The 23,795-nt window shown below is 63.6% G+C and carries 27 protein-coding genes, 2 tRNA genes and 1 other RNA gene; 14 read left to right on the top strand and 16 right to left on the bottom strand.

Annotated elements, in window-relative coordinates; genetic code table 11:
* From yidD to QU596_RS01515, 4 genes are all read right to left on the bottom strand, one after another.
* A complete protein-coding gene (yidD, locus tag QU596_RS01500; protein WP_308516600.1) occupies positions 1 to 213 on the bottom strand; it encodes a membrane protein insertion efficiency factor YidD in 213 nt (70 codons plus the stop codon).
* On the bottom strand, positions 210 to 527 hold the full coding sequence (rnpA, locus tag QU596_RS01505; protein ID WP_308518020.1) for a ribonuclease P protein component: 318 nt from the start codon (positions 525 to 527) through the stop codon (positions 210 to 212). The genes yidD and rnpA overlap by 4 nt, the downstream gene beginning before the upstream one ends.
* A 5-nt stretch (positions 528 to 532) precedes the next feature.
* Positions 533 to 667, bottom strand: coding sequence for a 50S ribosomal protein L34 (rpmH, locus tag QU596_RS01510; RefSeq protein WP_037504084.1), 135 nt, complete (start codon positions 665 to 667; stop codon positions 533 to 535).
* A 91-nt stretch (positions 668 to 758) separates the two neighbouring features.
* Positions 759 to 1,091, bottom strand: coding sequence for a PGPGW domain-containing protein (locus tag QU596_RS01515; protein ID WP_308516601.1), 333 nt, complete (start codon positions 1,089 to 1,091; stop codon positions 759 to 761).
* Between the two features lie 129 nt (positions 1,092 to 1,220).
* On the opposite strand from QU596_RS01515, the gene QU596_RS01520 reads away from it, so the two are divergent.
* Both QU596_RS01520 and QU596_RS01525 read left to right on the top strand, forming a co-directional pair.
* The gene (locus tag QU596_RS01520; protein ID WP_308516603.1) at positions 1,221 to 2,729 is read left to right on the top strand and encodes a YifB family Mg chelatase-like AAA ATPase; all 1,509 of its coding nucleotides are present in this window, start codon (positions 1,221 to 1,223) and stop codon (positions 2,727 to 2,729) included.
* A 38-nt stretch (positions 2,730 to 2,767) separates the two neighbouring features.
* Positions 2,768 to 2,852, top strand: a tRNA-Leu gene (locus tag QU596_RS01525).
* A gap of 10 nt (positions 2,853 to 2,862) precedes the next feature.
* Here the strand turns inward: QU596_RS01525 and QU596_RS01530 are convergent.
* On the bottom strand, positions 2,863 to 5,946 hold the full coding sequence (locus QU596_RS01530; protein ID WP_308516605.1) for a GAF domain-containing protein: 3,084 nt from the start codon (positions 5,944 to 5,946) through the stop codon (positions 2,863 to 2,865).
* A gap of 135 nt (positions 5,947 to 6,081) precedes the next feature.
* Here QU596_RS01530 and QU596_RS01535 point away from each other — a divergent pair, with 135 nt between their 5' ends.
* From QU596_RS01535 to QU596_RS01545, 3 genes are all read left to right on the top strand, one after another.
* Positions 6,082 to 7,305 (top strand): AI-2E family transporter, encoded by a 1,224-nt coding sequence (locus tag QU596_RS01535; RefSeq protein ID WP_308516607.1) that lies wholly within the window; start codon positions 6,082 to 6,084, stop codon positions 7,303 to 7,305.
* 23 nt (positions 7,306 to 7,328) lie between these two features.
* Positions 7,329 to 7,405: transfer RNA gene (locus tag QU596_RS01540), tRNA-Asp, on the top strand.
* A gap of 39 nt (positions 7,406 to 7,444) precedes the next feature.
* Positions 7,445 to 8,167, top strand: a complete 723-nt coding sequence (locus QU596_RS01545; protein WP_308516609.1) for a J domain-containing protein — start codon at positions 7,445 to 7,447, stop codon at positions 8,165 to 8,167.
* Here QU596_RS01545 and QU596_RS01550 read toward each other — a convergent pair.
* From QU596_RS01550 to QU596_RS01580, 7 genes are all read right to left on the bottom strand, one after another.
* Complete coding sequence (locus QU596_RS01550) at positions 8,164 to 9,276, bottom strand: cell wall hydrolase (protein WP_308516611.1); 1,113 nt, start codon at positions 9,274 to 9,276, stop codon at positions 8,164 to 8,166. The two genes, QU596_RS01545 and QU596_RS01550, sit on opposite strands and share 4 nt — an antisense overlap.
* A gap of 46 nt (positions 9,277 to 9,322) precedes the next feature.
* On the bottom strand, positions 9,323 to 9,544 hold the full coding sequence (locus tag QU596_RS01555) for a DUF2842 domain-containing protein (protein ID WP_308516613.1): 222 nt from the start codon (positions 9,542 to 9,544) through the stop codon (positions 9,323 to 9,325).
* A 45-nt stretch (positions 9,545 to 9,589) separates the two neighbouring features.
* Positions 9,590 to 9,739 carry a hypothetical protein gene (locus QU596_RS01560; protein WP_308516615.1) on the bottom strand — a complete coding sequence of 50 codons (150 nt, stop codon included), beginning with the start codon at positions 9,737 to 9,739 and terminating at the stop codon, positions 9,590 to 9,592.
* A gap of 156 nt (positions 9,740 to 9,895) precedes the next feature.
* Positions 9,896 to 10,525 (bottom strand): 5-formyltetrahydrofolate cyclo-ligase, encoded by a 630-nt coding sequence (locus tag QU596_RS01565; RefSeq protein ID WP_308516616.1) that lies wholly within the window; start codon positions 10,523 to 10,525, stop codon positions 9,896 to 9,898.
* Positions 10,512 to 10,680: non-coding RNA, 6S RNA (gene ssrS, locus QU596_RS01570), on the bottom strand. The genes QU596_RS01565 and ssrS overlap by 14 nt, the downstream gene beginning before the upstream one ends.
* 12 nt (positions 10,681 to 10,692) lie before the next feature.
* On the bottom strand, positions 10,693 to 11,022 hold the full coding sequence (locus QU596_RS01575; protein ID WP_308516618.1) for a cell division protein ZapA: 330 nt from the start codon (positions 11,020 to 11,022) through the stop codon (positions 10,693 to 10,695).
* Entirely contained in the window at positions 11,022 to 11,258 is a 237-nt protein-coding gene (locus QU596_RS01580) for a hypothetical protein (protein WP_308516620.1), read from the bottom strand. Before QU596_RS01580 ends, QU596_RS01575 begins: the two co-directional genes overlap by 1 nt.
* Before the next feature lie 82 nt (positions 11,259 to 11,340).
* Here QU596_RS01580 and tkt point away from each other — a divergent pair, with 82 nt between their 5' ends.
* From tkt to QU596_RS13660, 4 genes are read left to right on the top strand one after another with little or no spacing between them, the layout of a single operon-like run.
* Positions 11,341 to 13,326 (top strand): transketolase, encoded by a 1,986-nt coding sequence (gene tkt / locus QU596_RS01585; protein WP_308517919.1) that lies wholly within the window; start codon positions 11,341 to 11,343, stop codon positions 13,324 to 13,326.
* The gene (gene gap / locus QU596_RS01590; protein ID WP_308516622.1) at positions 13,323 to 14,333 is read left to right on the top strand and encodes a type I glyceraldehyde-3-phosphate dehydrogenase; all 1,011 of its coding nucleotides are present in this window, start codon (positions 13,323 to 13,325) and stop codon (positions 14,331 to 14,333) included. Before tkt ends, gap begins: the two co-directional genes overlap by 4 nt.
* 1 nt (position 14,334) lies before the next feature.
* A complete protein-coding gene (locus QU596_RS01595; RefSeq protein WP_308516623.1) occupies positions 14,335 to 15,537 on the top strand; it encodes a phosphoglycerate kinase in 1,203 nt (400 codons plus the stop codon).
* Positions 15,538 to 15,553: 16 nt separating this feature from the next.
* Complete coding sequence (locus QU596_RS13660; RefSeq protein WP_420030932.1) at positions 15,554 to 16,006, top strand: lasso peptide biosynthesis B2 protein; 453 nt, start codon at positions 15,554 to 15,556, stop codon at positions 16,004 to 16,006.
* On the opposite strand, the gene QU596_RS01605 is transcribed toward QU596_RS13660, so the two are convergent.
* The gene (locus QU596_RS01605) at positions 15,957 to 17,669 is read right to left on the bottom strand and encodes an asparagine synthase-related protein (RefSeq protein WP_308516625.1); all 1,713 of its coding nucleotides are present in this window, start codon (positions 17,667 to 17,669) and stop codon (positions 15,957 to 15,959) included. The genes QU596_RS13660 and QU596_RS01605 overlap by 50 nt on opposite strands.
* Positions 17,670 to 18,138: 469 nt before the next feature.
* Here QU596_RS01605 and QU596_RS01610 point away from each other — a divergent pair, with 469 nt between their 5' ends.
* Positions 18,139 to 19,026, top strand: a complete 888-nt coding sequence (locus tag QU596_RS01610) for a fructose bisphosphate aldolase (RefSeq protein ID WP_308516626.1) — start codon at positions 18,139 to 18,141, stop codon at positions 19,024 to 19,026.
* Here QU596_RS01610 and QU596_RS01615 read toward each other — a convergent pair.
* Entirely contained in the window at positions 19,023 to 19,457 is a 435-nt protein-coding gene (locus QU596_RS01615) for a hypothetical protein (RefSeq protein WP_308516627.1), read from the bottom strand. The two genes, QU596_RS01610 and QU596_RS01615, sit on opposite strands and share 4 nt — an antisense overlap.
* Before the next feature lie 35 nt (positions 19,458 to 19,492).
* Between QU596_RS01615 and thiE the strand changes: the two genes are divergently transcribed.
* Positions 19,493 to 20,155 carry a thiamine phosphate synthase gene (gene thiE, locus QU596_RS01620; protein WP_308516629.1) on the top strand — a complete coding sequence of 221 codons (663 nt, stop codon included), beginning with the start codon at positions 19,493 to 19,495 and terminating at the stop codon, positions 20,153 to 20,155.
* Here the strand turns inward: thiE and QU596_RS01625 are convergent.
* Complete coding sequence (locus QU596_RS01625) at positions 20,152 to 20,862, bottom strand: prolyl hydroxylase family protein (protein ID WP_308516631.1); 711 nt, start codon at positions 20,860 to 20,862, stop codon at positions 20,152 to 20,154. The genes thiE and QU596_RS01625 overlap by 4 nt on opposite strands.
* 44 nt (positions 20,863 to 20,906) lie before the next feature.
* Complete coding sequence (locus QU596_RS01630; protein WP_308516633.1) at positions 20,907 to 21,659, bottom strand: DUF72 domain-containing protein; 753 nt, start codon at positions 21,657 to 21,659, stop codon at positions 20,907 to 20,909.
* Between the two features lie 41 nt (positions 21,660 to 21,700).
* Between QU596_RS01630 and QU596_RS01635 the strand changes: the two genes are divergently transcribed.
* From QU596_RS01635 to QU596_RS01645, 3 genes are all read left to right on the top strand, one after another.
* Complete coding sequence (locus QU596_RS01635) at positions 21,701 to 22,309, top strand: M23 family metallopeptidase (RefSeq protein WP_308516634.1); 609 nt, start codon at positions 21,701 to 21,703, stop codon at positions 22,307 to 22,309.
* A 77-nt stretch (positions 22,310 to 22,386) separates the two neighbouring features.
* Positions 22,387 to 22,950: an elongation factor P gene (gene efp / locus QU596_RS01640; protein WP_308516636.1), complete on the top strand. Its 564-nt coding sequence runs from the start codon at positions 22,387 to 22,389 to the stop codon at positions 22,948 to 22,950.
* A gap of 3 nt (positions 22,951 to 22,953) precedes the next feature.
* Entirely contained in the window at positions 22,954 to 23,766 is an 813-nt protein-coding gene (locus QU596_RS01645) for an inositol monophosphatase family protein (RefSeq protein ID WP_308516637.1), read from the top strand.
* Positions 23,767 to 23,795 lie beyond the last annotated feature (29 nt).

Consider the following 23,795-nt stretch of genomic DNA (forward strand, 5'->3'; position numbering starts at 1 on the left):
TCACGGTACGGGGTCGTGGCCTTGGCCACCCCAGGGATTGCAGCGGAGGATGCGCTTCAACGCCATCCACCCCCCGCGCGCGGCGCCATAGCGTTCAACTGCAGTGATCGCATAGGCCGAACAGCTTGGCTGATAGCGGCAGCTTGGCGGGAGCACTTGCGACGGGCCCCGCTGCCACGCTTTCGCAATCAGAATCATCGCGCGTGCGATCATGGCCGTAGCCGGTCCAATGCGCTTGCGAGTTCCGACCGAAGCAGGCCGAAGTCACGCTCGACGCCCTTGGCGCGGCCAATCATGATGTGATCGGCACCCGCCAGGCCTTTGGTGGGAACGATTTCTCGGGCAAGCGCCCGAAACCGGCGCTTCATCCGGTTGCGGATGACCGCGCCCCCGATCTTCTTGGTCACGGTGAAACCCACGCGCATCGATGTGTCCGCGTCCTTGCGATCGCGGATCAGCAGGATGAAACCGGGGGTCGTCGTGCGCAGGCCGCCGTTGGCGGCGAGGAAATCCGCGCGCTTGCGGATATTAACTAGGCGCTGAGCTTCTTGCGGCCGCGGGCGCGGCGAGCGTTCAGCACCTTGCGCCCGCCGACGGTCGCCATGCGGCTGCGGAACCCGTGACGCCGCTTGCGGACCAGGTTGCTCGGCTGGAAGGTGCGCTTCATCACTCATGCCTTTAAGTTCAAATAAAAGAAAAAGGGCCGCCCATCAGGCAGCCGCTGTCCTGCGCGCCGATAGGGAAGGTGCGCGTGCAAGTCAATTGCCTCGACCACCGTCGGACAGGGTCGTCGCCTGCTGTTCGGCCTTGCGGATCGCCTCGCGGCGCTTGGCCGAGCGCCGCTGCAGCGCCCAGTCCGTCCAGCGGCCGGCTTTGGGCTGCCAGCGCTTGAACCGCACGTAGCGGCGTTTGGCCCACATGCTGGTCTTGAGAATCAGGGCCGCGCCAGGCGCGATGAAGAAAACGCCGCCCGGGCCGGGCAGGGGGGCAACGATGATCCCGATGATGACCAGCACCACGCCAAGCGCGAACAGGCACCATTCCACCCATGGCTGATCCAGGAAGCTGCGCCACTGATCCCGCGATATCATCGTCCGGATGTGGCCACCCATGGCCGTTCGCGCAAGCCGCTTGCGGGAAAGCTCCGCTTTGGCTTAGGTCTGAACCGCCGAGCTAGGGGGAATTCTGTACAAGATGGTCGGTTGTGGGGGCGTGGCCTGATGGCCGCGACCGTCGCCACTGTGGCGTATCTCGGCCTGGAAGCCCGCGCAGTCGAAGTCCAGGTGCAGCTGTCGTCTGGGCTGCCGGCGTTCATCATCGTCGGCTTGGCCGACAAGGCGGTTGCAGAGAGCCGCGAGCGGGTGCGGGCAGCCCTGTCCGCCATCGGACTAGCGCTTCCGCCGAAACGAATCACCGTGAACCTGTCGCCTGCGGATCTGCCGAAGGAGGGATCGCATTACGACCTGCCCATCGCGCTGGGCTTACTGGCCGCAATCGGTGCGACCGACGCGGAGACATTATCGCACTATGTCGCGGTTGGAGAGCTCAGCCTGGACGGCCGTATCGCGCCATCGCCGGGGGTGTTACTCGCCGCGTTACACGCTTCGTCTTTGGACCTCGGCCTCATATGCCCAGCGGCACAGGGTGGCGAGGCCAGTTGGGCCGGGCAGCTCGATGTCATCGCTGCCCCCGACCTGCTCGCCTTGCTGGCGCATCTCAAAGGCACGTCGCTCGTCCCGATCCCAGCGGTGGTCGAAGCGGAAGCGCCGGATGGCGGGCCCGACCTCGCGCAGGTCAAAGGCCAGGAAGTCGCCAAGCGCGCGCTGGAAATCGCCGCGGCCGGTGGTCACAATTTGCTGATGAGCGGCCCGCCCGGTTCGGGCAAATCGCTGCTCGCCGCCTGCCTTCCGGGTATTCTCCCACCGTTGCAGCCCAGCGAAGCGCTGGAAGTCTCGATGGTCGCATCGGTGGCCGGCGAGTTGGGTGACGGCAAAATCCGCCGACGCCGGCCCTTCCGAGCACCCCACCACAGCGCATCCATGCCGGCTCTGGTCGGTGGAGGCCTCAAGGTCCGCCCGGGCGAGATCAGCCTCGCGCACCTTGGCGTGCTGTTCCTCGACGAACTTCCCGAATTCCAGCGAGCGGTGCTCGATTCGCTCCGCCAGCCGCTTGAGACAGGAAACGTCAGTGTCGCGCGCGCCAACACCCATGTGACGTTCCCGGCGAGGGTGCAGCTCGTGGCAGCAATGAACCCTTGCCGCTGCGGTCATCTCGGCGATCCGGCGCTCGCCTGCAGCCGTGCCCCGCGCTGCGCGGCTGATTACCAGGCGCGCGTCTCCGGCCCGCTCCTCGACCGTATCGATCTCCACGTCGAAGTGCCGGGCGTTTTGGCGGCGGACCTCACCTTGCCGCCGCCGGCGGAAGGAAGCGCGGAGGTTGCCCAGCGGGTTGCGTCTGCGCGACAGCGGCAGGCCGACCGCTACAACGGCCACGGTCCGCGCACCAATGCAGAAGCCGACGGTGAATTGCTGGATTCGGTGGCGACGCCTGACGAACCCGGCCGAAAGCTTCTCGCCGACGCCGCCAACGCCATGCGGTTATCCGCCCGCGGCTTCCACCGAGTTCTCCGCGTTTCGCGCACCATCGCCGATCTTGCCGGCGCTGAGCAGGTAGGGCGCATTCACATCGCCGAGGCGCTTAGTTATCGTCGGCAATCACCACGCAATTGATTAGCGCCGTCGGCTCGCCTAGCTAGCGGCAGTCGCAGGCCCCTGTGGCGGAATTGGTAGACGCGCTCGACTCAAAATCGAGTTCTGCAAAGAGTGTCCGTTCGAGTCGGACCAGGGGCACCAGCCACTTGCCTTAGCGAAGCATGTTGCGGATGCGGTTCGCGAGGTCTTCCACACCGAACGGTTTCGTCAGCACTTCAAGGGAACGCTCGCCATCGGGCGTCTGGTCCAGCGCACTGCGCGCGTAGCCCGTCGTGAAAAGCACGTTCAATCCTGGTTGCTGAGCTTTGGCTTCCCGTGCCAAGTCGGCACCCGTACGGCCGCCGGGCAGCACCACATCGGTGAACAGCAAATCGACCTCGCCATGCTCAGCGAGTGCCACGAGAGCCGTATTGGCGTCGCGCGCTTCTATGACATTGTAGCCAAGGTCGCGCAGCGCCTCCGTCGAAAAGAAGCGCACCTCGTCGTCATCCTCGCATACGAGGATGCGCTCGCCGTGCCCGCGCGGCAACTCGGCCTGACCGGGTTCATTGCTCTCCTGGCGAGCCTCGGCGGTCGAGCAGGGAAGATACAGCTCGACCGTTGTTCCTTCACCAAGCGCAGAGTCGAGCCGCAGCTGTCCGCCGGTCTGGTTCACAAACCCGTAGACCATGGAGAGACCGAGCCCGGTGCCTTGGCCGACTTCCTTCGTTGAAAAGAACGGTTCGACCGCACGCTGGCGAACCTCTTCGCTCATCCCTTCGCCGTCGTCGCGCACGGTGATCAGAACATAGCACTCTTTGCTTAATCCAAGTTCCGCGCGTTCGGCATCATCGAGGCGGGTGACGCTGGTACCGATTTCCAGGTGACCGCCGCGCGGCATCGCGTCGCGCGCGTTAATGGCAAGATTGAGCAGCGCGTTTTCCAGCTGATTGGCATCGACCAGTGCATTGGGGATGCCGCTGCTCAGTTTATTGTCGATGATCACGGTCTCGCCGAGTGTCCGGTGCAGAAGCTCGGTCATGTCGAGGATCAAGCGATTGACGTCGATTGGACGCGTGTCGAGCGGTTGCCGCCGTGAGAAGGCGAGCAAACGCTTCGTAAGCGCTGCTGCCCGCTCAGTGCCGCTAAGCGCATTGTTGACCGACCGGCGAAGCTTTTCGTCTTCGGGCGGCAGCAGCCGCTGCATAATCGAAAGGTTTCCGTGAATGACCTGAAGAAGGTTGTTGAAGTCGTGCGCGATGCCACCGGACAGCTGACCGATGGTTTCCATTTTCTGGGTTTGCCGGAGAGCCTCTTCCACGCGCGACCGTTGCTGGATTTCCTCCGCGACGCGGCTCTCCAGCGTCTCGTTGAGCGCAGTAAGTGCCTGTTCCGCCTTCATCCGCTGTTCGATCTCGTGCTGGGCATTGCCGAACAGGCGGGCATTATCGATAGCGATGGCTGCCTGGGCAGCAATGCCTTCCATCAGCTGCTCATGCCGCGCTTCGAAACGGCCCGGTTCAGGATGGCCGAAGAACAGACCCCCAATGACCTCGCCGGTCCGACCGACGACAGGAACGGCCAGGTAGCTGACGACGGGCAGATGACCTTTCGGCATTCCGAAGTGCGGATCGCTTTTTCCGTAACGCGGATCCTTCGTGATGTCGTCGGAGCGTACGACGCCCTCGCCGGCAAAGGTGGGCGCGAAGATCGCGGTGTTCCGCGGCATCGGAAACTGCTCGAAAGCCGACTGCGCAACGCCGCTTAGCGAGTAAAGCATGTAGCTTTCGCCAGCAGGATTGACGACGTTGTAGAAGAAGGCGCCGAACTGGGCCCCCGTCAATTCCACGCCCGCATCCGTTACGAGCTGGACAACCCGCTGCAGGTCAAGCTCGCCCGCGATGGCCGACCCGGTAGTGTTCAGAACTTCGAGATTGTGGCTTTCGTCGCGCAGCCGTTGCTCGGTCGCCATGGAGGCGCTGATGTCGATGACCGTCCCGAGAAAGCGGGTGGCAATACGTTCGCTCCCCTCGCCGGAGAAGACGGAGCGGCCGGTGGCCGAGACCCACCGCTGGATACCATCCTGTAAGCCGATGGTCCGGTACGTAACGCTGTAGGCGCCGGGCCCGTCCGGACGTAGCGCATTCTGAACAGCCTCGTCAGTCGCGGCGCGGTCATCGGAATGGAGGCCTTGCAGAAAAATGTCATAGGTGATGTCGGCGTCCGCCGGGAGCCCAAACAGCTCCTTGCAGCGCGCGTCCCAGCGCAGCTCACCGGTCTGCGGATTGAAATCCCATGTGCCGATGTTGGCCGCTTCCGTCGTCATGCGAAGACGGTGTTCGCTTTCGCGGAGTTGCTGCTGCGCTACCTGCCGTTCGGTGACGTCGCTACCCTGGACCAGGATACCATTGACCCTTCCGCTACCGTCGGTCAGCGGCTGATAGACAAAGTCGACGAAGCGCTCTTCCTCACTCCCGCCGCGGTCGATGAGCACGGGTGTATCCAGTCCGACATACGGTTTGCCCGAGCGAAACACGTCGTCGAGCAGTTCGAAGAAGCCTTGGCCGGCGATTTCGGGCAGCGCCTCCCGAACGCTCTTGCCAATGACGTCTCGATTGCCGACCAGTTGCAGGTAAGCCGGATTGGCGACCTCGAACACATGCCCGGGGCCACGCATGACCGCCGTAAAGGTCGGAGACTGGTCGAACATCTGGACGAGACGTTCTCTGTCTTCCAGCGATCGACGCTCGGATAGAACGCGGTCGGTCGTATCGCTGACGACGCACAGGATACCCGCGACCTTGCCTGCTTCATCAGGGATCGCCGAGTAGCTGATGTCGAAATAGACCGTCTCCGGATAGCCGTACCGCTCAACGTAAAACTCCCGGTCCTTTGCAAAAACCGTCTGCCCCGTCTCCAGAACGCTTCGAAGCAGCGGCTCCAGATCGTCCCAGAGTTCGGCCCAATGCTCTCTGGCGGGCCGTCCCAACGCCTTAGGATGGTTGTCACCGATCGCGGGGGCGTAGGCGTCGTTGTAGATCGCGACATATTCCGGCCCCCAGAACACCACGATCTGAGCGGCCGCGGGCAAGATCAGCCCGACCGTTGTTTTGAGGCTCTGGGGCCAGGTATCCGGCGGCCCCACCGGCGAATCGGACCAATCGCGCTCCGCAATCAGGCGCGCCATTTCGCCGCCATCAAAGACGGTGACACCGCGCGATTCTTGCTGACGCTCAGGCAAACCGGCTTCGGTCATTCACTCCCCGAAACGACGCTTGACCGCTCAGGGTTACGCCGCGCTTGTTTTCACCAATCATTACGGCACCCGAAGGTTCCGGCGCCTTGGCCTATGTCCCTAGCGGCGGCACTGCGGTGACGATATGGTTCATTCATGGACGCGCGCAGCAAGAAGACCAAGGCCCATCACTACGATGACGAAGCGCGCGTGATAGCGGAGACGATTACCGCCAAGCGGGACCGCCTACTGGCGTCGCTCACCTTGATTGCCGGAATCGGCGTGGTCGTTGCGATCCCATTCGCGCTCCGCGCCGGCGCCGAGTTCTTCATGCCGGTCACGGCGGCGCTGGTGGTCGCCATTGCGCTGGTGCCCGCGCTCGAATGGTTCGAGCGCCGCGGGATACCATCAAAAGCGTCCGCTGGCCTTTGCGTGCTGATCTTCATCGCCTTCGCGATCTTCGCGATTGGCTCAATCGTCGTCCCGGCGCGCGACTGGGTGGCTCAAATCCCCTCGAAGGTACCGAAGGTGCGCGCCACGCTGGAGCCCGTCATCCAGCTTTACAATCACCTCGACAAGTTCATCAACAAGACCGCTTCGCAGATCGTGATCTCGCAAGAGCGTACGCAGGCGGTTCACGTTGAGACTCCCAACTCGATGTCCAGCCTGCTGCTGACATCCGCGCCGCATTTGCTGATCCAGCTCTTCTTCGCGCTTCTGGTGATCTTCTTCTTTCTCGCCGGATGGACCGCGATGCGGAAGAAAACCATCGTCAGCCGCGGCAGCTTCGAAGGCGCGCTGACTACGGCCCGCGTCATCCAGCAAGTCGTCGACGCGACATCCACCTATCTGGGCACCATCACGTTGATAAACCTCGGCCTTGGAACATTGACCGCACTTGTGCTGTGGTGGATCGGCATGCCGTCCCCGATCATGTGGGGCGGCATCGTCGCGGTTGCCAATTACGTTCCCTATCTAGGGCCGATCGTTTGCGCGCTGTTGCTGTTCTTTGGCGCGCTGATGACGTTTCCGGACGTCTGGGCTGCCTTGCTTCCACCGGCCGCTTTCATCGGCTTCCACCTTGTCGAGGCAAATTTCTTCACCCCGATGGTGGTGGGACATCGATTGACGATCAGCCCGCTGTCGATTCTCATCTCCTTGTCCTTTTGGGCCTGGGTGTGGGGAACCACCGGGGCGCTGCTCGCAGTGCCGCTTCTGATCATCATGAAGACCGTCTTTTCTGCTGCGGGAACACCGGACATCGCCGGCTTCCTGTTCGAAGACGGTACGCTGACTCATGTCGGCGACCCCGACGAAGAAGAAGTGGATGAACGGCAGGAAATGCGACCGGCGATGGTTGACACCTCCAAGGCCCCCTAATAGGTGCCCGCCCACGCCAAAACGCGGGTGTAGCTCAGTTGGTTAGAGCGCCGGCCTGTCACGCCGGAGGTCGCGGGTTCGAGCCCCGTCACTCGCGCCACTTTCCACAAGGAATGGGAGTGGATACCGTCCGAAACGGATGGGCGATCGTTCAGCATATGAAGTGTTGGGTCTCGAGCCCGAAGCCGACGATGCCGCGATCGAGCGCGCTTACCGGCAACTTATAAAGCGGTTCCATCCGGATCGGGGTGGCGATGCGTCGCGCGCGATGGAGATCAATCGCGCATACGGCGAGCTCAGGCGCGACCGTAACCTGCGGGATCCCCTCGACTTCAACGAGATCGACGAGGAACGGGCAGGGGGAAGCAGAGCCTGGCTATGGCTTGCGCTAGTGCTCGCCGGTTCCAGCATATTTCTTGTGCTGCAGAGCGCTCCGCCGCTGGACGTCGCGAAAAATAATTTTCCGATGAGCAGGGGGGTGACGACCAGAGTGTCGCCAAGTCCGATGAACCGGCCACTCGAGGTTAGGGAGATCGACCGGTCGGCCGCCGAGGCTCAGCACCTGAAGCAAACGAGCGATGAACTGGGTCTCGCCGCACACAGTCGCGCTTGTCAAGCAATGCTGCGTGACCAGCCTACGATCGCGCGATTTGACCGTTGCGTCGCCTTTGATTCCGCGGTCGTCCAACTGCAGGATCGCGATCCCTTACGTGACCAGGGCCCCTTCAGCGAATTGGCGGTGACTGGCCGGGTAAGAAGCGCGGCAGCATTGCTTTCGGACGATGCGGTCGGCGCGGACGCTCGGCAGGACGGGATCCGGCGGCAAGTCGAGCGGGACCTGCGTCCCGCGATTGCCAACTAGCGCTGAGCGGTTGCACCCGAGGCGCTCACGGGCGCAGTGGATGTTCCAAGCGGCTGCTGATTGTCCGCAACGGTATCGCTCGAAAGCGACCATTTGAGGTTGTCGGACGCCGCGAACTTGCTCGAATAATCTTCGTGCTTGACGTCATCCGCGGCCTTGCGCGCCGCGAGATTGAAGCGGACAGCCACGCGCTTGTCGCCGCGCAGCGAAGGCGCGAGCTTGAGCGCTTCGGCACCGGGAATTGCTTCGATCGCCTTCGCGACCTGGTTTTCGCCATAGGCGGGAATGATATGCGGGACCGCAAGCGCCGCGGTGCGCAGCGCTGCGGCATTGGGCTCTCGGCCGTCATAGACTTTCGCGAACACCGACGGCTGGCCCCAGTTTCCCGCCCATCGATAGAACAGGTGGGCGCCGACGATGGCGTTCTTCGTCATTGAGGAAGCCCAATAGGGCACGACATAATTGGCGTGATAATGCGTCGCCCAGCCGACCGGTGCATAGGTCGCACCGTTCAGCGCCTGCTCCGCGATGAGCTTTGCGCGACGCCAGCCGTCGGCATCGGGCTGGCGATTGAGTGACCCGTCGCACGTGAACGTGAACTGGCAACCGGTCGCGCGGGTCGATCCCTCGTACACGACTCCGCAAACGCTGCCAGGGAAGGCCGGATGGCGGACGCGGTTCAGCACGACCTGGGCAACGGCGCGGCCGCCGTCCGCATCCTGATTGCCGGCCTCATAATATACGGCGCTGGCCAGGCAGTTCAGGGCCTGCGCATGGGCCGATGCGTTCCCAGCAAAACGGAACGGGGCAGCGATCGGGTTCGGGCCGCTCGTGACCGGTATCTCGGCATTGACCTTCAGCGCCTGCTCGGGTGCGAGCTGCTTCATGATCAGTGGCGGCGGAGCAGGGGGCGCCGCCCGGACCTCCGGCGGAGCTCCCGGCGTGACGAGGGTTGCCGCTGCGGCTGAAAGCGCAACCAGCCCGAAGAGCCCAACCCCCAGCGTACCACGCGGGTGGTGATGAAAAAGCGCAAGACCACGCTCCCGCGCGCGACGTGTCGCGCTGCGAAGCCCGTCGAGCGGGCGAGCTAGGGTCACTGCTGAAGTCATTTGTCGTGCTATACCTAACTAATACACCAAATTCAAATCGGCTGCTTCAACCGGCGCGGAAGGAGCCAGTCTGGATCCATCTTACCAACGGTTTCAGCGGGATAATCCACGCTATTCCCATAAATAGATAGAATGGCGCCTGAATGAGAACAGGCCATTGCCCGACGACATGGGCGAGTCCTGCGACAAACGTCGCCCAGACGACGATGAGCAACAGGATCAGTGCAATTCCCGGCAAGGTGCGGGAAGAGGGTTGAGGTGCCGCCATGAGGCGCGGCGCCTAGCATAGCGCCAGTGGAAAAGCGCGTGCCCTTTATTCGCAGATGGTCGGCGCCGACGGGCCTTGCGCGGAAGCGTAGCAATTGCCCGCCGCGGCATCGGCACGGTTTTCCCCGCGCATGGCAGCGAATAGCCCGCCGCTAATGGCCAGGATGACGACCACAGTGATGACCTTGGTACGCATGAAAAGCCCCTGATCGCAGCCGGAAGCTCCGAGCGGCGATGCTAACGCAATAACATTCAAGGGACGGTAAACGAAGGGTAATGGTGACCGATTTTCCTCGATCGCTGCCAACAGCAGCAATCTCTGCGCGACTGTGACAATCGGGCCACGCAGCGGTCAGCGATGGAAGATCTCGACCCCCCCAGGACTGGCGAAGGCGTCGAGCGGGATATCCCACTCGTCTGCCGGAATGATGTCCGCAATGCGCTGCATCGACCATCCGACGCCGATCAGCCGTGCCCCGCTCTTTTTAAGCCGAACGAGCGCGCGGTCATAATGACCCTTGCCGCGTCCGAGCCGCGTGCCCGACGCGTCGATGGCGATCAGCGGGATGAGGATCAGGTCAGGTTCGACGACGGGGGCGCTGCGCTTGGGCTGCATGATCCCGAAAGGCCCAGCTTGAAGCGGATCGCCAGCGCGAAACTTGAACGGCTTCCCGGGATCGTCGAACGCCGGGAACGCGACGATCCGCCCAATTGCGCGCGCCTCTTCGATCGCCAGCTGCGGGCTGATCTCCGACCCCATCGGTGCGTAGCCGCCGACCACTTTCGCCTCCGCGCACAGAGAGGTGAGATGCTCGGCGAGCTGCTGCTCGGCCAGCGTCCGCTCTCCGTCCGACAAGGTCCGCACGAATGCTTTGCGCGCGTCGAGCGCGGCACGGCGCAGCGCGTCCTTGCCGAGCGGCTCGATCTGCGGTTCCAGGCGTGGGCCGGGGCCGCGAAAGAAGGGAGGTGACGGGACCACCATGGCCGTTTGCCCTAAAATCCTCTGACGCCAAAACGTCAGGTGGGCGCCATATGCTCCCGACCCGGCGGAAAACCGCATGATCGGGGCAGGGACAGCTCCCAAGTGGAGTGAATCGCCTCAGGGATTTTCCGAAGGCTCGCACCAGGCAGTGCCCGTCACGTCCTGATTTAGGAGGTCGCGGCGTCCTGCTCAAGCGCCTGCGCCAGCGATTCGAGCCGGTCCGCCAACGCTCCGGCGCGCATGATCAGCGCCGGGTCCGGCCGTGCGGGCGGCGGCGGCGCATTTTCGTCGCGTGGCTTGTCTATCAGTTGGTCCGCCAGCAGCAGCGACGCGAACAGGAATTGCCGCGCCTCGCTCAGCGTCCCCAAGCCGGCGAGCGCTTCGCGGCTCTTGCCGTCGACCAAGCGCGCCGCGCTGCGCAGATTGTCTTCCTCGCCCTCGCGGCAGGCGACCTGGTAGGTGCGCCCCGCGATCGTCAGATCAACCATCGTCGCCATCAGGCCGCGGCCTGCCGGATCAGCTCGTCGAGCTCTTCGACGACTTCGCGCACTTTGGCACGCAGTTCTTCGTCGCGCATCACCGGCGGCTGCCGATGGGAAAGGCTACGCTCGATCCGCTGCAGCGCGCGTTCCGCCCGCTCCAGCGCCGCTACAATCTCGCTGTCGTCCATCCCAATCCGCCTAAGCACATCGGCAATCGCGGGCAAGCGCCGCCCGTGCATTTTCCGCTGCACTTTGACGCGGCGGGCAGTGCCGCTAAGGGAGCCGCAACGTCGCCCGGACTGCCGGGTGAGCAGCCCCCGCACGATGGAGCTTATGCTGCCTTCCGACCGCCGCCTTGCTAACGCGATCCGCGCCCTCGCGATGGATGCCGTGGAGGCTGCGAACAGCGGTCACCCCGGCATGCCGATGGGCATGGCGGACGCCGCCACCGCGCTGTTCACCCGTCACCTGAAATTCGACGCAGCGGACCCGCGCTGGCCCGACCGCGACCGCTTCATCCTCTCGGCGGGCCACGGCTCAATGCTGATCTACGCCCTGCTCTATCTGACCGGGTACGAGCGGCCGACCATCGAGGACATCAAGCGCTTCCGCCAGTTGGGTTCGCCGACCGCCGGTCACCCGGAGAATTTCGAACTCCCCGGCATCGAGGTTACCACCGGCCCGCTCGGCCAGGGGGTGGCGATGGCCGTGGGCATGGCGATCGCCGAGCGTCACCTCAACGCGACCTTCGGCGACGAGCTGGTGGACCACCGCACCTTCGTCATCGCCGGCGACGGCTGCCTCATGGAAGGCATCAACCACGAAGCCATCGGCCTTGCCGGGCACCTGAAGCTCAGCCGACTGATCGTGCTGTGGGATGACAATGACATCACTATCGACGGCTCGACCGAGCTGTCGCGCAACGAGGACGTGGTCGCGCGCCATCAGGCCTCCGGCTGGCACACCTGCGAATGCGACGGCCTCGATGCCGCCGACGTCAGCCGCGCGATCGAGGAAGCGACCGCCGACCCGCGCCCGAGCCTGATCCGCTGCAAGACGATCATCGGCTACGGCGCGCCCGACAAGCAGGGGACGTCGGCGACCCACGGCTCTCCGCTCGGCGCTGAGGAAATCGCCAAGGCGCGCAAGGAGCTGGACTGGGACCTGCCACCGTTCGAGGTGCCGGACGACGTGCTCTCCTCGTGGCGCAGCGCGGGCAAGCGCGGTGCGGTCGAGCATGCGCTGTGGAACGAGCGGCTGGAGCAGAGCGGCCGCCGCGACGAATTCCTGGCGCGCCTCAACGGCAAGGTCAGCGATGCCTGGCTGAAGCCCTATCTCGACAAGCTGCTCGCCGACCTGAAGCCGGTCGCCACGCGCAAGGCCTCGGAAATGGCGCTCGAAGCCATCAATTCGGCAATCCCCTCGACCATTGGTGGTTCGGCCGACCTCACCGGCTCGAACAACACCAAGACCAAGAACATCGAGCCGCTGACGGCGGAGAATTATGGCGGCCGCTACATCTATTACGGCATCCGCGAGTTCGAGATGGCCGCCGCGATGAACGGCATGGCGCTGCATGGCGGCGTGGTGCCTTACGGCGGAACCTTCCTCGTTTTTACCGACTACGCCCGCCCGGCCATCCGCCTCAGCGCGCTGCAGCATGCGCGGGTCATTTACGTCATGACCCACGATTCGATCGGGCTTGGCGAAGACGGTCCGACCCATCAGCCGATCGAGCATCTGCAGAGCCTGCGCGCGATGCCGGGGCTGGAGGTCTTCCGTCCCGCCGATGCAGTCGAGACCGCCGAATGCTGGGCGCTGGCGCTGGGCAGTGACAAGCCGAGCATCCTCGCATTGACGCGTCAGAACCTGCCGCCGCTGCGCAAGGATGCGGTCGGCGAGAACCTCTGCGCACGCGGCGCGTACCGCCTGAAATCCGCCGAAAACGAGCGCAAGGCGATCATTCTTGCCACGGGTTCTGAAGTCGAGATCGCGCTTGGCGCCGCCGAGCAGCTTGAAGGGCAGGGCATCGGCACCGACGTCGTTTCCATGCCCTGCACCGAGCGTTTCGATGCCCAGCCGTGGGATTATCGCGAGGACATCTTGCCCGACGTCAGCAACCGCCAGATCCTGCGCGTCTCGATCGAGGCGGGCACCACCTTCGGCTGGGAACGCTACGTCGGCCTCCACGGCCTGAAGCTCGGCATCGATCGCTTCGGCGTCTCCGCGCCGGCGCCCGACGCCTACAACTATTTCGGCCTGACCCCAGCCAAGATCGCCGAACGCATCACCGATTTCATGAAACAACGAGGAATATGATGACCAAAGTCGCCATCAACGGATTCGGCCGCATCGGCCGCCTGGTCGCCCGCGCGATCCTCGAGCGGCCGGACTGCGGGTTGGAGCTCGTCAGCGTCAATGATCTTGCCGACGCCAAGGCCAACGCCTGGCTGTTCAAGCACGACAGCGTCCACGGCAAATTTCCTGGCGACGTGAAGGCCGAAGGCACTGACATCGTCGTCAACGGCAAGAAGATCCACGTCACCGCGCAGAAGGATCCCGCGAACCTGCCGCATGGCGACCAAGGCGTCGAGATCGTGCTCGAGTGCACCGGTTTCTTTACCGACCGCGAAAGCGCGCAGAAGCACATCGACGCCGGCGCGAAGAAGGTCCTGATTTCGGCGCCGGCCAAGGGCGTCGACCTGACCGTTGTCTATGGAGTCAACGACGACAAGCTGACCGCCGAGCACAAGATCGTCTCCAACGCCTCTTGCACCACCAATTGCCTGGCGCCGGTCGCCAAGGTGCTGAACGACGCGCTGGGCATCGAGCGCGGGCTGATGACCACCGTTCACGCCTACACCAACGACCAGAAGATCCTCGACCAGATCCATTCCGATCTTCGCCGCGCGCGCGCAGCGGCGATGTCGATGATCCCGACCACGACCGGTGCCGCTCGCGCCGTCGGCGAAGTGCTGCCGGAGCTGAAGGGCAAGCTCGACGGCTCCGCGATCCGCGTTCCGGTGCCGGACGTAAGCTTGGTCGACCTGACCTTCACGCCCAAGCGCGACACGACGAAGGAGGAGGTCAACCAGATCCTCAAGACCGCCAGCGAGACCGGGCGCCTCAAGGGCATCCTGGACTACACCGACGAGCCTCTGGTTTCTATCGACCTTATGCACACGCCGGCCAGCTCGACCGTCGACAGCCTCGAAACCGCGGTTCTCGACGGCAAGCTCGTTCGCGTCGTGAGCTGGTACGACAATGAATGGGGCTTCTCGAACCGCATGATCGACACCGCCTGCGCGATGGCGAAGCTGGGCTGACGTGAGCGGTTTCCGGACGCTGGATGACCTGCCCGAAGACCTGACCGGCAAGAAGGTGCTGGTCCGGGTCGACCTCAACGTGCCGATGGATGGGGCGCGGGTGACCGACGACACACGCCTGCGGGCCATGCTGCCGACGGTGCTGGAGCTCAGCGACCGCGGCGCGGTCGTGCTGCTGCTGTCGCACTTCGGCCGGCCCAAGGGTGAGGTGCGGCCCGACATGTCGACGGCGCAGCTGGTGCTGCCGCTGCATCGACTGTCGGGACGGTCGGTCCGGTTCATCGAGGACTGCCAGGGTCCGGAAGCCGCGCGCGCCATCACCACCATGCTGCCGGGGAACATCGGCATCCTCGAAAACACGCGCTTTCATCGCGGCGAGGAGAAGAACGACCTCGAGCTGGCCAAAGGCATGGCGGCGCTCGGCGACTATTATGTCGACGACGCTTTCTCGACCGCGCACCGCGCGCACGCGTCGACGGAGGGGATCACCCATTACCTGCCCAGCTTTGCCGGCCGTGCGATGGAGGCGGAGCTCAAGGCGCTTGAGCGCGCGCTCGGCAATCCGGAGCGGCCGGTCGCCGCAGTGGTCGGCGGCGCCAAGGTCTCGACCAAGCTTGCCGTGCTCGGCCACCTCGTCGGTAAGGTCGATCACCTGATCATCGGCGGCGGCATGGCCAACACCTTCCTCGCGGCGCGCGGGATCGATGTCGGCAAGTCGCTGTGCGAGCACGACCTCACTGGCGAAGCCAATGCGATTTTCGACCGTGCAGAGCAGGCCGGCTGCACAATCCACCTGCCGTACGACGTTGTCGTAGCCAAGGAATTCGCACCCAATCCACCGAGCCTGCGCACGTGCAATGTTCACGAGGTGGCGGCTGACGAGATGATTCTAGACGTGGGTCCTGCGGCCGTCGAAGCGCTCGCCGACGCACTAAAAACCTGCAAGACGCTTGTTTGGAACGGTCCGTTGGGCGCCTTCGAGACGCCACCGTTCGACGAGGCGACCGTCGCGCTGGCAAAGACGGCAGCCGCGTTGACCAAGGATGGCTCTCTGATTTCCGTTGCCGGTGGCGGGGACACTGTCGCCGCGCTCAATCACGCCGGCGTGGCGGGCGATTTCACCTTCGTTTCCACGGCTGGCGGGGCGTTTCTGGAATGGATGGAAGGACGCACGCTGCCTGGCGTGGCCGCGCTCCAACAATAAGCCGATGGCGATCGGCATGACCGCCGCGCGCAAAGGAGCGGTCCGCCGACTGATTGAGCGGAGCGGGCGCGACAACCTGTTACTAGCCGAGGCCGTGGTTCACTTGCTGCGAGCATGGTCGGCCGTTCGCTTCCTGCCGTTCCGCTGGGCGGTTACTTCGGGATCAGCGCGGGTCGGAAAGAAACCGAGCGCAGATGCCGATCGGCTTGCCTGGGCCGTTTCTGCAGCCGGTGCCCATGTGCCGTGGCGGGCGGTCTGCCTGGAGCAAGGGCTGGCCTTGCAGCGCATGCTCCGGCGCCGTGGCGTGGATGCTCGGCTGCAGTACGGGATAGGTCATTCGAATGCGGGCGAACTTCAGGCGCATGTCTGGGTCAGCGTTGGAGACCGGATTGTCATCGGCGGCGAGCAGGCGCCCGATTTCAAATGCGTAGCGACGTATCCGGAGAAACAAATCGGCCCATCTCAGTGAGAAAAATCCCTGTTGCCAGTACGGCAGGCAAATCCATTGAATAGGTAATCCGACCGAATCCCTTGTTCCAGTCATCTGCCGGCCAGCGGTCAATGGCGCTACGCACCGCGGCGAGGTCGATCAGTTCCCCGACCTCCACATTACCGCTGATTTCCTCGAGAAGTTCGTAAGCTTGACTTTGATTGAGACGCAGATGCCAATCGGCGGACTGGAGCCCGCGGTTCTGCGCCTGAAGTACGATGGCGGGCACCCGATCCCTCAGCCCTTCGCGTGCCAGCGGCCGTGACTGGCCGTCGCGGATGAGCTGATCTGGCGGAAGCCGCATGCTGAATTCGATTAGCCGTCGATCGGACGTCGGATCGCGCTCCTCGATCCCCTGATCCGCAATCGCGGCGAGTCGCCATGGTCCGACGTCGTCAACGCGCAATTTCCGCCAGCGGTCGCGATAAGAATTCCCGCTAGGACGATAGCGGTCCGCGCCGCGTTCCCGTATCGCGTCGCGCCAGCAGGGATGGAGAAAGTTTGCGCCGCGGCCTTCGGCAATCTGCTGGAATCCAAGCAAAAGTGCGTCGTAGACCGGGCTTGGCATGTGATAGCCGAAGGAATTCAGCAGAATGCCGCGCCAGCGTACGTCGGGTCGGTTCGCCGCCGACCGTGCCTCGTGCCACCATTGGTCCCAGCGCCGCATTCGGGTCAGGTCGCCAAGTGACGCGAGCCCGCCGGTACTCAGGGTCAGGTTGCCCAACTCTCCAGTCAAGATGACGCGAGCACCTGCCGCCTTGGCCTGCGCCCGTATCGCGACCCACCAGGCGACGTTGAATGGGCTGAGGATCGGAAGCTGGCAGAGACGCGCATAGCGACGCATCACCTCATGAATGGGAGCCGTTTCCCGCACGACCCTGTGTTGAACGCCATAATATCGCGCCGCAGCTTCGGCGATCTTGGTTTCGTCGGCATAGCGACCACGAGGCAGCGCGCCCAAAGGGCCTTCGAGTGGCGCGGCGGTGAATGCCCATAGCCTTCTCGGCTCCGCGCTCAGTCGCGCGGCGGTCGCCGTAACCGCATTGCTGTCCCATCCACTGCTGAGGTGGGTTGCGCTGCTTCCTTCCGACATGCGCGAGTGGACAGCTAGGCCGAGCAATTCGCGAAAACGCTCAATCTGCTCTGCGTCTGACGATCTGACGTCGGCTTCGAAGTTCGGCTCCCAGTTCGTCCGTCGGACCGTCAGGTCTTCGCAAACCAAGCTTTCGCCGGGGCGGACGCGCTCAATTCCTGCGAAGACCGTGCGCTCGCTCTCATGCGGAACGAGCGCAAGGTCGCTCGCAAGCTGATCAAGTTCGGGTCCGCTGTCCTCGAGCAGTACGCGAAGGCCGCTGGGCATGCTTGCGAAGGCGATGCCGCTGATCCGGCGAGCGTAATACAGCGGTCGCTGACCGGTCGGATCTCGGGTTAGCGTGAGCCTGCGTCGAGCCCGATCATATGTCGCGATGGCATATTCGCCGACAACGTCGGCAAGATAGCCGTCACCTACGCAGCGCCAGTACCGAAACAGGAGTCCGGCGTCGCTCAGTTGGCGGTAATCAGGCACGCCAAGTCTCGCGAACAGATCGCTGCGGTTCGCGAGATGGACGTCCGCGGCCATGAGCCAGCGATCGTCAGCCACGAAAGGCTGATCGACTAGCTGATCCTGAAAATGAGGAGAAAAGGCTAGAGCGACATCATCGAAGGCGCGAGTGCGGGCGTGCAGCGATCCATAGTCACGTAGCGCGCGTATCGACTTGTTGCAGCAAGCCTCAAGAAATGATGCGTCGCGGAACCCGACTAGCCCCGCGATGGCGGCCATGCGTCAAAGAAAGTTACGGCCGCCTGGTCAGGACTTGCCGCCGCCGGTTTGCGCGTCCTTGCTGCCCGTCGAACCCAATTCAGCCGAGCCCGCGACGAGGGGCTTCACTTCCGGCTTGCGCCACTGCTTCTTGACCATCCCGAGCTCCTTTACCGCAGGCATAGCTTTGGCGACGCCGTTGCACAATGTCCTGTGCTAGGGCCTGCGAAGAGCTCGACCCAGTCTCCTTGAGCCCTCGCCAAGCCGAGGCTATCGCGCACCTCAAACAGGAACGGGAGCGTCGGAGAATATGCAACAGTCGGACATGCGTGAGCGGATTGCCAAGGGTGACGGGTTCATCGCCGCGCTGGATCAGTCGGGCGGGTCGACCCCAAAGGCATTGAAAGGCTATGGCGTGGACGAGGGCGCCTGGTCGTCAGACGAGGAGATGTTCGACCTTATTCACCAGATGCGCTCCCGCATCATCACCTCACCCTGCTTTGGCAGCGGCAAGGTCATCGGTGCGATTCTCTTCGAGCGCACGATGGACGGACAGGTCGACGGCAAGCCGACCCCGCAGGCGCTGATCGACCAGGGCGTCGTGCCCTTCATCAAGATCGACAAGGGCCTCGAGGATCAGGACGCCGGCGTGCAGATGATGAAGCCGATGCCGGGCCTCGATGAACTGTTGGAGCGCGCCAAGGGCCTTGGCGTGTTCGGCACAAAAGAGCGGTCGGTCATCAACGAGGCCAACGAAGGCGGCATCGCAGTGCTCGTCGCGCAGCAGTTCCAGGTTGCCCGGCAGGTGCTGGGCCACGGCCTGATGCCGATCATCGAGCCCGAAGTGAACATCAAGAGCGCCGACCGCGCCGAGTCCGACCGGCTGCTGCTCGCCGCGATTCTGGAAGAGCTGGATGCCCTTCCGGACGGCCAGCAGGTTATGCTGAAGCTGTCTATCCCGGCCGAGGCGGGTTTGTTCAATCCGCTGGTGAATCACCCGAAGGTGCTGAAGGTTGTCGCCCTGTCCGGCGGTTTCTCCCGCGAAGAGGCGTGTGCGGAACTGGCGAAGAACCCGGGCATGATCGCGAGCTTCAGCCGGGCACTGCTATCGGACCTCCGCGCTCAGCAGAGCGATGAGGAATTCGACAGCACGCTCGGCAAGGCCATCGACGAGATTCACGCCGCCAGCGTCGCTTAAGGTTTGGGCGGTGGGGGCGGTCCGCCGAGACGGTCGTCGCGCCGTTCATAGGTGAAACGGTAGTCGCGCGGCTCAATCCGGTGATCGGTCGTCTTTTCGGGCCTCACGCCTGCAAGGGCGAGCATCTGGCCGTGAGTGGTGTGGATCTGACCTAGCGTGAGATTGGCGGTCTCGCGCCAACCCTTACCGTCAATCCGCGTTTGCACGACTAGCCGGCCCGCCCAGACGCAACGTGCGTTCATCGGGCAACGGCTGTCCTCGACAACTTTGATCGGGGTGGCCGTCAGATCGCCGACCCGCACTGCCTGACCAAGCGGCACGGGGGTCTCCGCGGGCCACGCGCTGCCCGGGATGTTCGAAACGGTGGCACAAGCGCCAAGTGGGGCGAGGCAGAGCACAGATGCGGCAGCGAAGACGAGCGGAGCTTTCATTGGACGGGTGGGACACTTTCGCTAATGCACCGGCCATGAACGCCGACGAAGCCGACCTGTCCATTTTCCCGCCGCCCGAGCGAATCGAGCCGGCTAAGCTTTATCTGATCAGCCCGCAGGATGTTGCGGGCGCGTTCGGCGATCGGCTGAAGGCGGCGCTGGAGCCCGGCCTTGCCTCGGCGTTCCAGCTGCGCGTCAAGGACGTAGGAGAGCATGAACTGACGCGGCTTGCCGAACCGCTGCAGCGGATATGTGCGGACGCGGACATCGCTTTCATCGTTAACGACAGCGTGTCTTTGGCGAAGCGGCTGGGCGCCGACGGAGTGCACCTTGGTCAAGGGGACGGCGACATTCGCGACGCGCGAGCGGTACTGGGTCCTACGGCGCAGATCGGACGAACCTGTCACGATAGCCGCCACCTCGCTATGGAGGCGGGTGAAGAAGGCGCCGACTATGTCGCGTTTGGCGCCTTCTACCCGACGACGACCAAGCCGTCCGACTATCGCCCCGAGCCGCCAATCCTGAGTTGGTGGTCGGCCCTGTTCGAAATCCCATGTGTCGCCATTGGGGGAATCACGCCTGACAACGGGCGGCCGCTGGTCGAAGCAGGCGCGGACTTCCTTGCGGTCTGCCAAGCGGTCTGGAGCGCGGAAGATCCGGCTGTGGCAGTGCGGGCGTTTGAGAAAGTGCTCGCCTAAATGAACTGACGTTCGCGGTACCATTTGGTGACGATGTACTTGGTGCCGCGCTCGACCGGCATGCCTTCGTGGAGCGTCCACGGATTGGGGCTGCCGTCGAGCGCCATGTTGTTCCAGATGAGAATGCGGCCGAGTTTTGGTTCGGCCTGATAGTCGAGCAGCTTGAAGCGGGTCGCGCCGCCGGCTTCCGGCTCGTTTAGGTAAATCATCGCGGTCCAGGTTCGCTGCCCGCCGTGGGGTTCGTACTCGGCCCAGTAAGGCTGATCGATGTAGAAGAAGTCGGCATGCTCGCGGAAGCGCTGTCCTTCCTGGTAGCGTTGCCCCTGCAGCGGCTCGCCCCAGGCTGGATCGATGCCTAGCAGTTCGGCAATCTGCCCATTGATGCTGGTGATCAGAGGATCGTAGGCGTTGAGGTTGCAGCTGTAGCTGGTGCGCACGTCCTCATGCTTTTCCTTTTCATACAGCGGCGAAGGATAGCTGCCCGCGTCGATCTGCTCGCACATCGCCTGGCAGGCGTCTGACGTCAGGAAGTTATCGCCGTAGTAGAGCTGAATCGGCTGGCGGGGCGAGGAGCAGAAACGCCACAAGCGCATGCGTTGATCGAGGGTGTCGCCGACACGTCGGCCGATGCCCGCACGAAGGTCCGACCGCTGTTGGCCGAAGGGCGTTGGCGGCTCGTAATAAGGCGGCGGTTCGGCGTCGGCCATCAATGCAATCTGCTTTAGATTGGCGCGATTGCCAATCGGCTCGCTTATTCCGCGACCATCGCCTTCAGCGCCCGAGCATCCTCGATTGCGTGGCCATGGATGTCGTTGTTGAAATAGCACCAGACGCTGCGGCCCCGGTTGCGCTGTTCGCGGCACCAATCCGCCCAGACAGCGAGCAGCTCTTTACCATATAGGCCGTGATAGCGACCGCTCGTGCCGTGGAAGCGGATGTACGCGGTGCTGCCGCTCGCCCAGCGCGGTGAGATGAGTCCGCGGAGATCGTGCACCACGAAGCCGACATCGTGCCGGTCGAGCAGTTCGAGGACTTCCTCTTCGTACCAGCTGCGATGGCGGAACTCGACGACGTGCAAGAGGTCAGCCGGGAGTCGGCTTAAGAACGCGTCCAGCCGTTCGACATTTTTGTGGAGGCTTGGCGGCAACTGATAAAGCAGCGGCCCGAGCTTGTCCTGGAGTGGGCGAGCAAGCGCGATGAAGCGATCCGTCTCCTCCTCGCAATCCAAAAGCTTCTTCATGTGCGTGATGAAACGGTTGACCTTCACCGCGTAGCGAAAGCCAGGCGGCGCCTTCTCGCGCCAGCCCTCGAATGTTGACGCTAAAGGCAGACGGTAGAAGCTGGCGTTGATCTCGACCGTGTCGAACTGCGACGCGTAATGCTCGAACCACCGTTTCTGTGGCAGACCCTCGGGATAGAAGATCCCGCGCCAGTGCCGGTAGACCCAGCCGGAGCAACCGACATGAATGCCTGGTGCTTCATGGGAAACAGTTGTTTGCTCCATCGTTGCAGCCTCAGAACAACCACGCAGGGGATTGCGCGCGCATGCTGAAGGTCATCGGGACGGCTTTGCTCACGGCCTTCGTAACGAGCATGTTCTGGATCTGGTTCTATAATTTCGCGCAACGGCCGCAGGCGACGGTGGCGAGGAGCGGTCCAGTGGTGACCGTGAAGCCGGAGAACGCGCCGCCAGTCGCGGTGGCGCAGGATGTGCAGGTCGCGCCGTCGGGTCTCGCGCTGCCGGTAGTCGGGATCAAGCAAAGCGACCTGACCGACACGTTCGACGCGGCGCGCGGGGCAGGGCGGCGTCATGACGCCATCGACATCATGGCCGACGAAGGAACGCCGGTCATCGCCGCGGCGGACGGTACGATCGAGAAGCTGTTCAACAGTGTGCGCGGCGGGATCACGATCTACGAGCGTTCGCAGGACCAGAAGTGGATCTATTATTATGCGCATCTCTCGGCGTATGCGCCGGGGCTGAAGGAAGGGCAGGCTGTTAAGCGCGGCCAGGTTATCGGCAAGGTCGGCCACACCGGCGACGCGAGCCCCGACGGCCCACACCTTCATTTTGCGGTGAACAAGATGGCGCCGGGCGAGCGCTGGTGGAACGGTACCGCGATCAATCCCTACCCCCTGCTTGCCGGAAAATAGGTCAGCGGCTAACAGGCCGCCGAACCGCGGGTAAGCCCGCGGCGGCTCTTTCATCAGTCTTTGGCAGGTAGGCGATCATGAAGATCAGCGGCGTGGACATCCGTCCCGGCAATATCATCGAATATGAAGGCGGCATCTGGCGCGCCGTGAAAATCCAGCACACGCAGCCAGGTAAGGGCGGCGCCTACATGCAGGTCGAGATGAAGAACCTGATCGACGGCCGCAAGACCAACGTCCGCTTCCGCTCGGCGGAGACGGTGGAGCGCGTCCGCCTCGACACGAAGGATTTCCAGTTCCTCTTCAAGGACGGCGACATGCTGACCTTCATGGACAAGGACAATTACGAGCAGATCAGCCTTCCGGCCGACCTCCTAGGCGAGGCCGGAGACTTTCTGCAGGACGGCATGGACGTCGTCATGGAGTTGTACAACGAAAAGCCGATCAGCGTTCAGCTGCCCGACCAGGTCGAGGCGACGATTGTCGAGGCCGACGCAGTGGTGAAGGGCCAGACCGCGAGTTCCTCGTACAAGCCGGCGGTGCTCGACAATGGCGTGAAGGTGTTGGTCCCGCCGCACATCACGTCGGGCACGAAGATCGTCGTCGACGTGTACGAGCGCACCTACGTCCGCCGCGCGGACTAAATCATGGTTGCGCATTCCGGCCTGATCACCGTCATGCAGCGCGCCGCCCGCAAGGCGGCGCCGCGTCTGCGCCGCGATTTCGGCGAGGTCGAGCATCTGCAGGTCAGCCGCAAAGGCCCCGCCGACTTTGTTTCCATGGCCGACAAGCGGGCCGAGCAGACGATCGTCGAGGAGTTGCGCAACGCGCGGCCCGACTGGGGCATGCTGCTGGAAGAGGGCGGCGAGGTCGAAGGTAATCCGGACAAGCCGCGGTGGATCGTCGATCCACTGGATGGGACAACCAATTTCCTCCACGGCGTCCCGCATTTCTCGATCTCGATCGCGGTCGAGGAGAAGAAGCCCGGCGGCGGGACCGAGATCACGCAGGGGCTCGTCTATCAGCCGCTGACCGACGAGAGCTTCTGGGCCGAGAAGGGGCGCGGCGCCTGGTTGCACGACGCGCGTCTTCGCGTGTCGGCACGGCGTGACTTGAACGAAAGTCTGATCGGTACCGGCATGCCGCATTGCGGCCGAGGCGACCCGGTAAAATGGTCGAAGATATTTGCTGCGGTTGCGCCGGAAGTGTCGGGTCTGCGTCGCTTTGGTTCGGCTGCGCTTGACCTCGCGTGGGTTGCTGCGGGCCGCATGGACGGTTTCTGGGAAGACGATCTCGACTTGTGGGACACCGCGGCGGGCGTGCTTCTGGTCCGTGAAGCCGGTGGGTTCGTCACCGATTATCGCGGTGCTGACCGGGCCTTCGAGCGCGGTGAATATGTCGCGGCGTCGTCAGCAATCCATTCGAAGCTGCAAAAGCTCGTCGCCGGCGCGCTAAGATAGGCTTTCGGGTGGTTGCGGCACACCAAGTG

This window comes from Sphingomonas flavescens (assembly GCF_030866745.1).
Classification (GTDB): domain Bacteria; phylum Pseudomonadota; class Alphaproteobacteria; order Sphingomonadales; family Sphingomonadaceae; genus Sphingomicrobium; species Sphingomicrobium flavescens.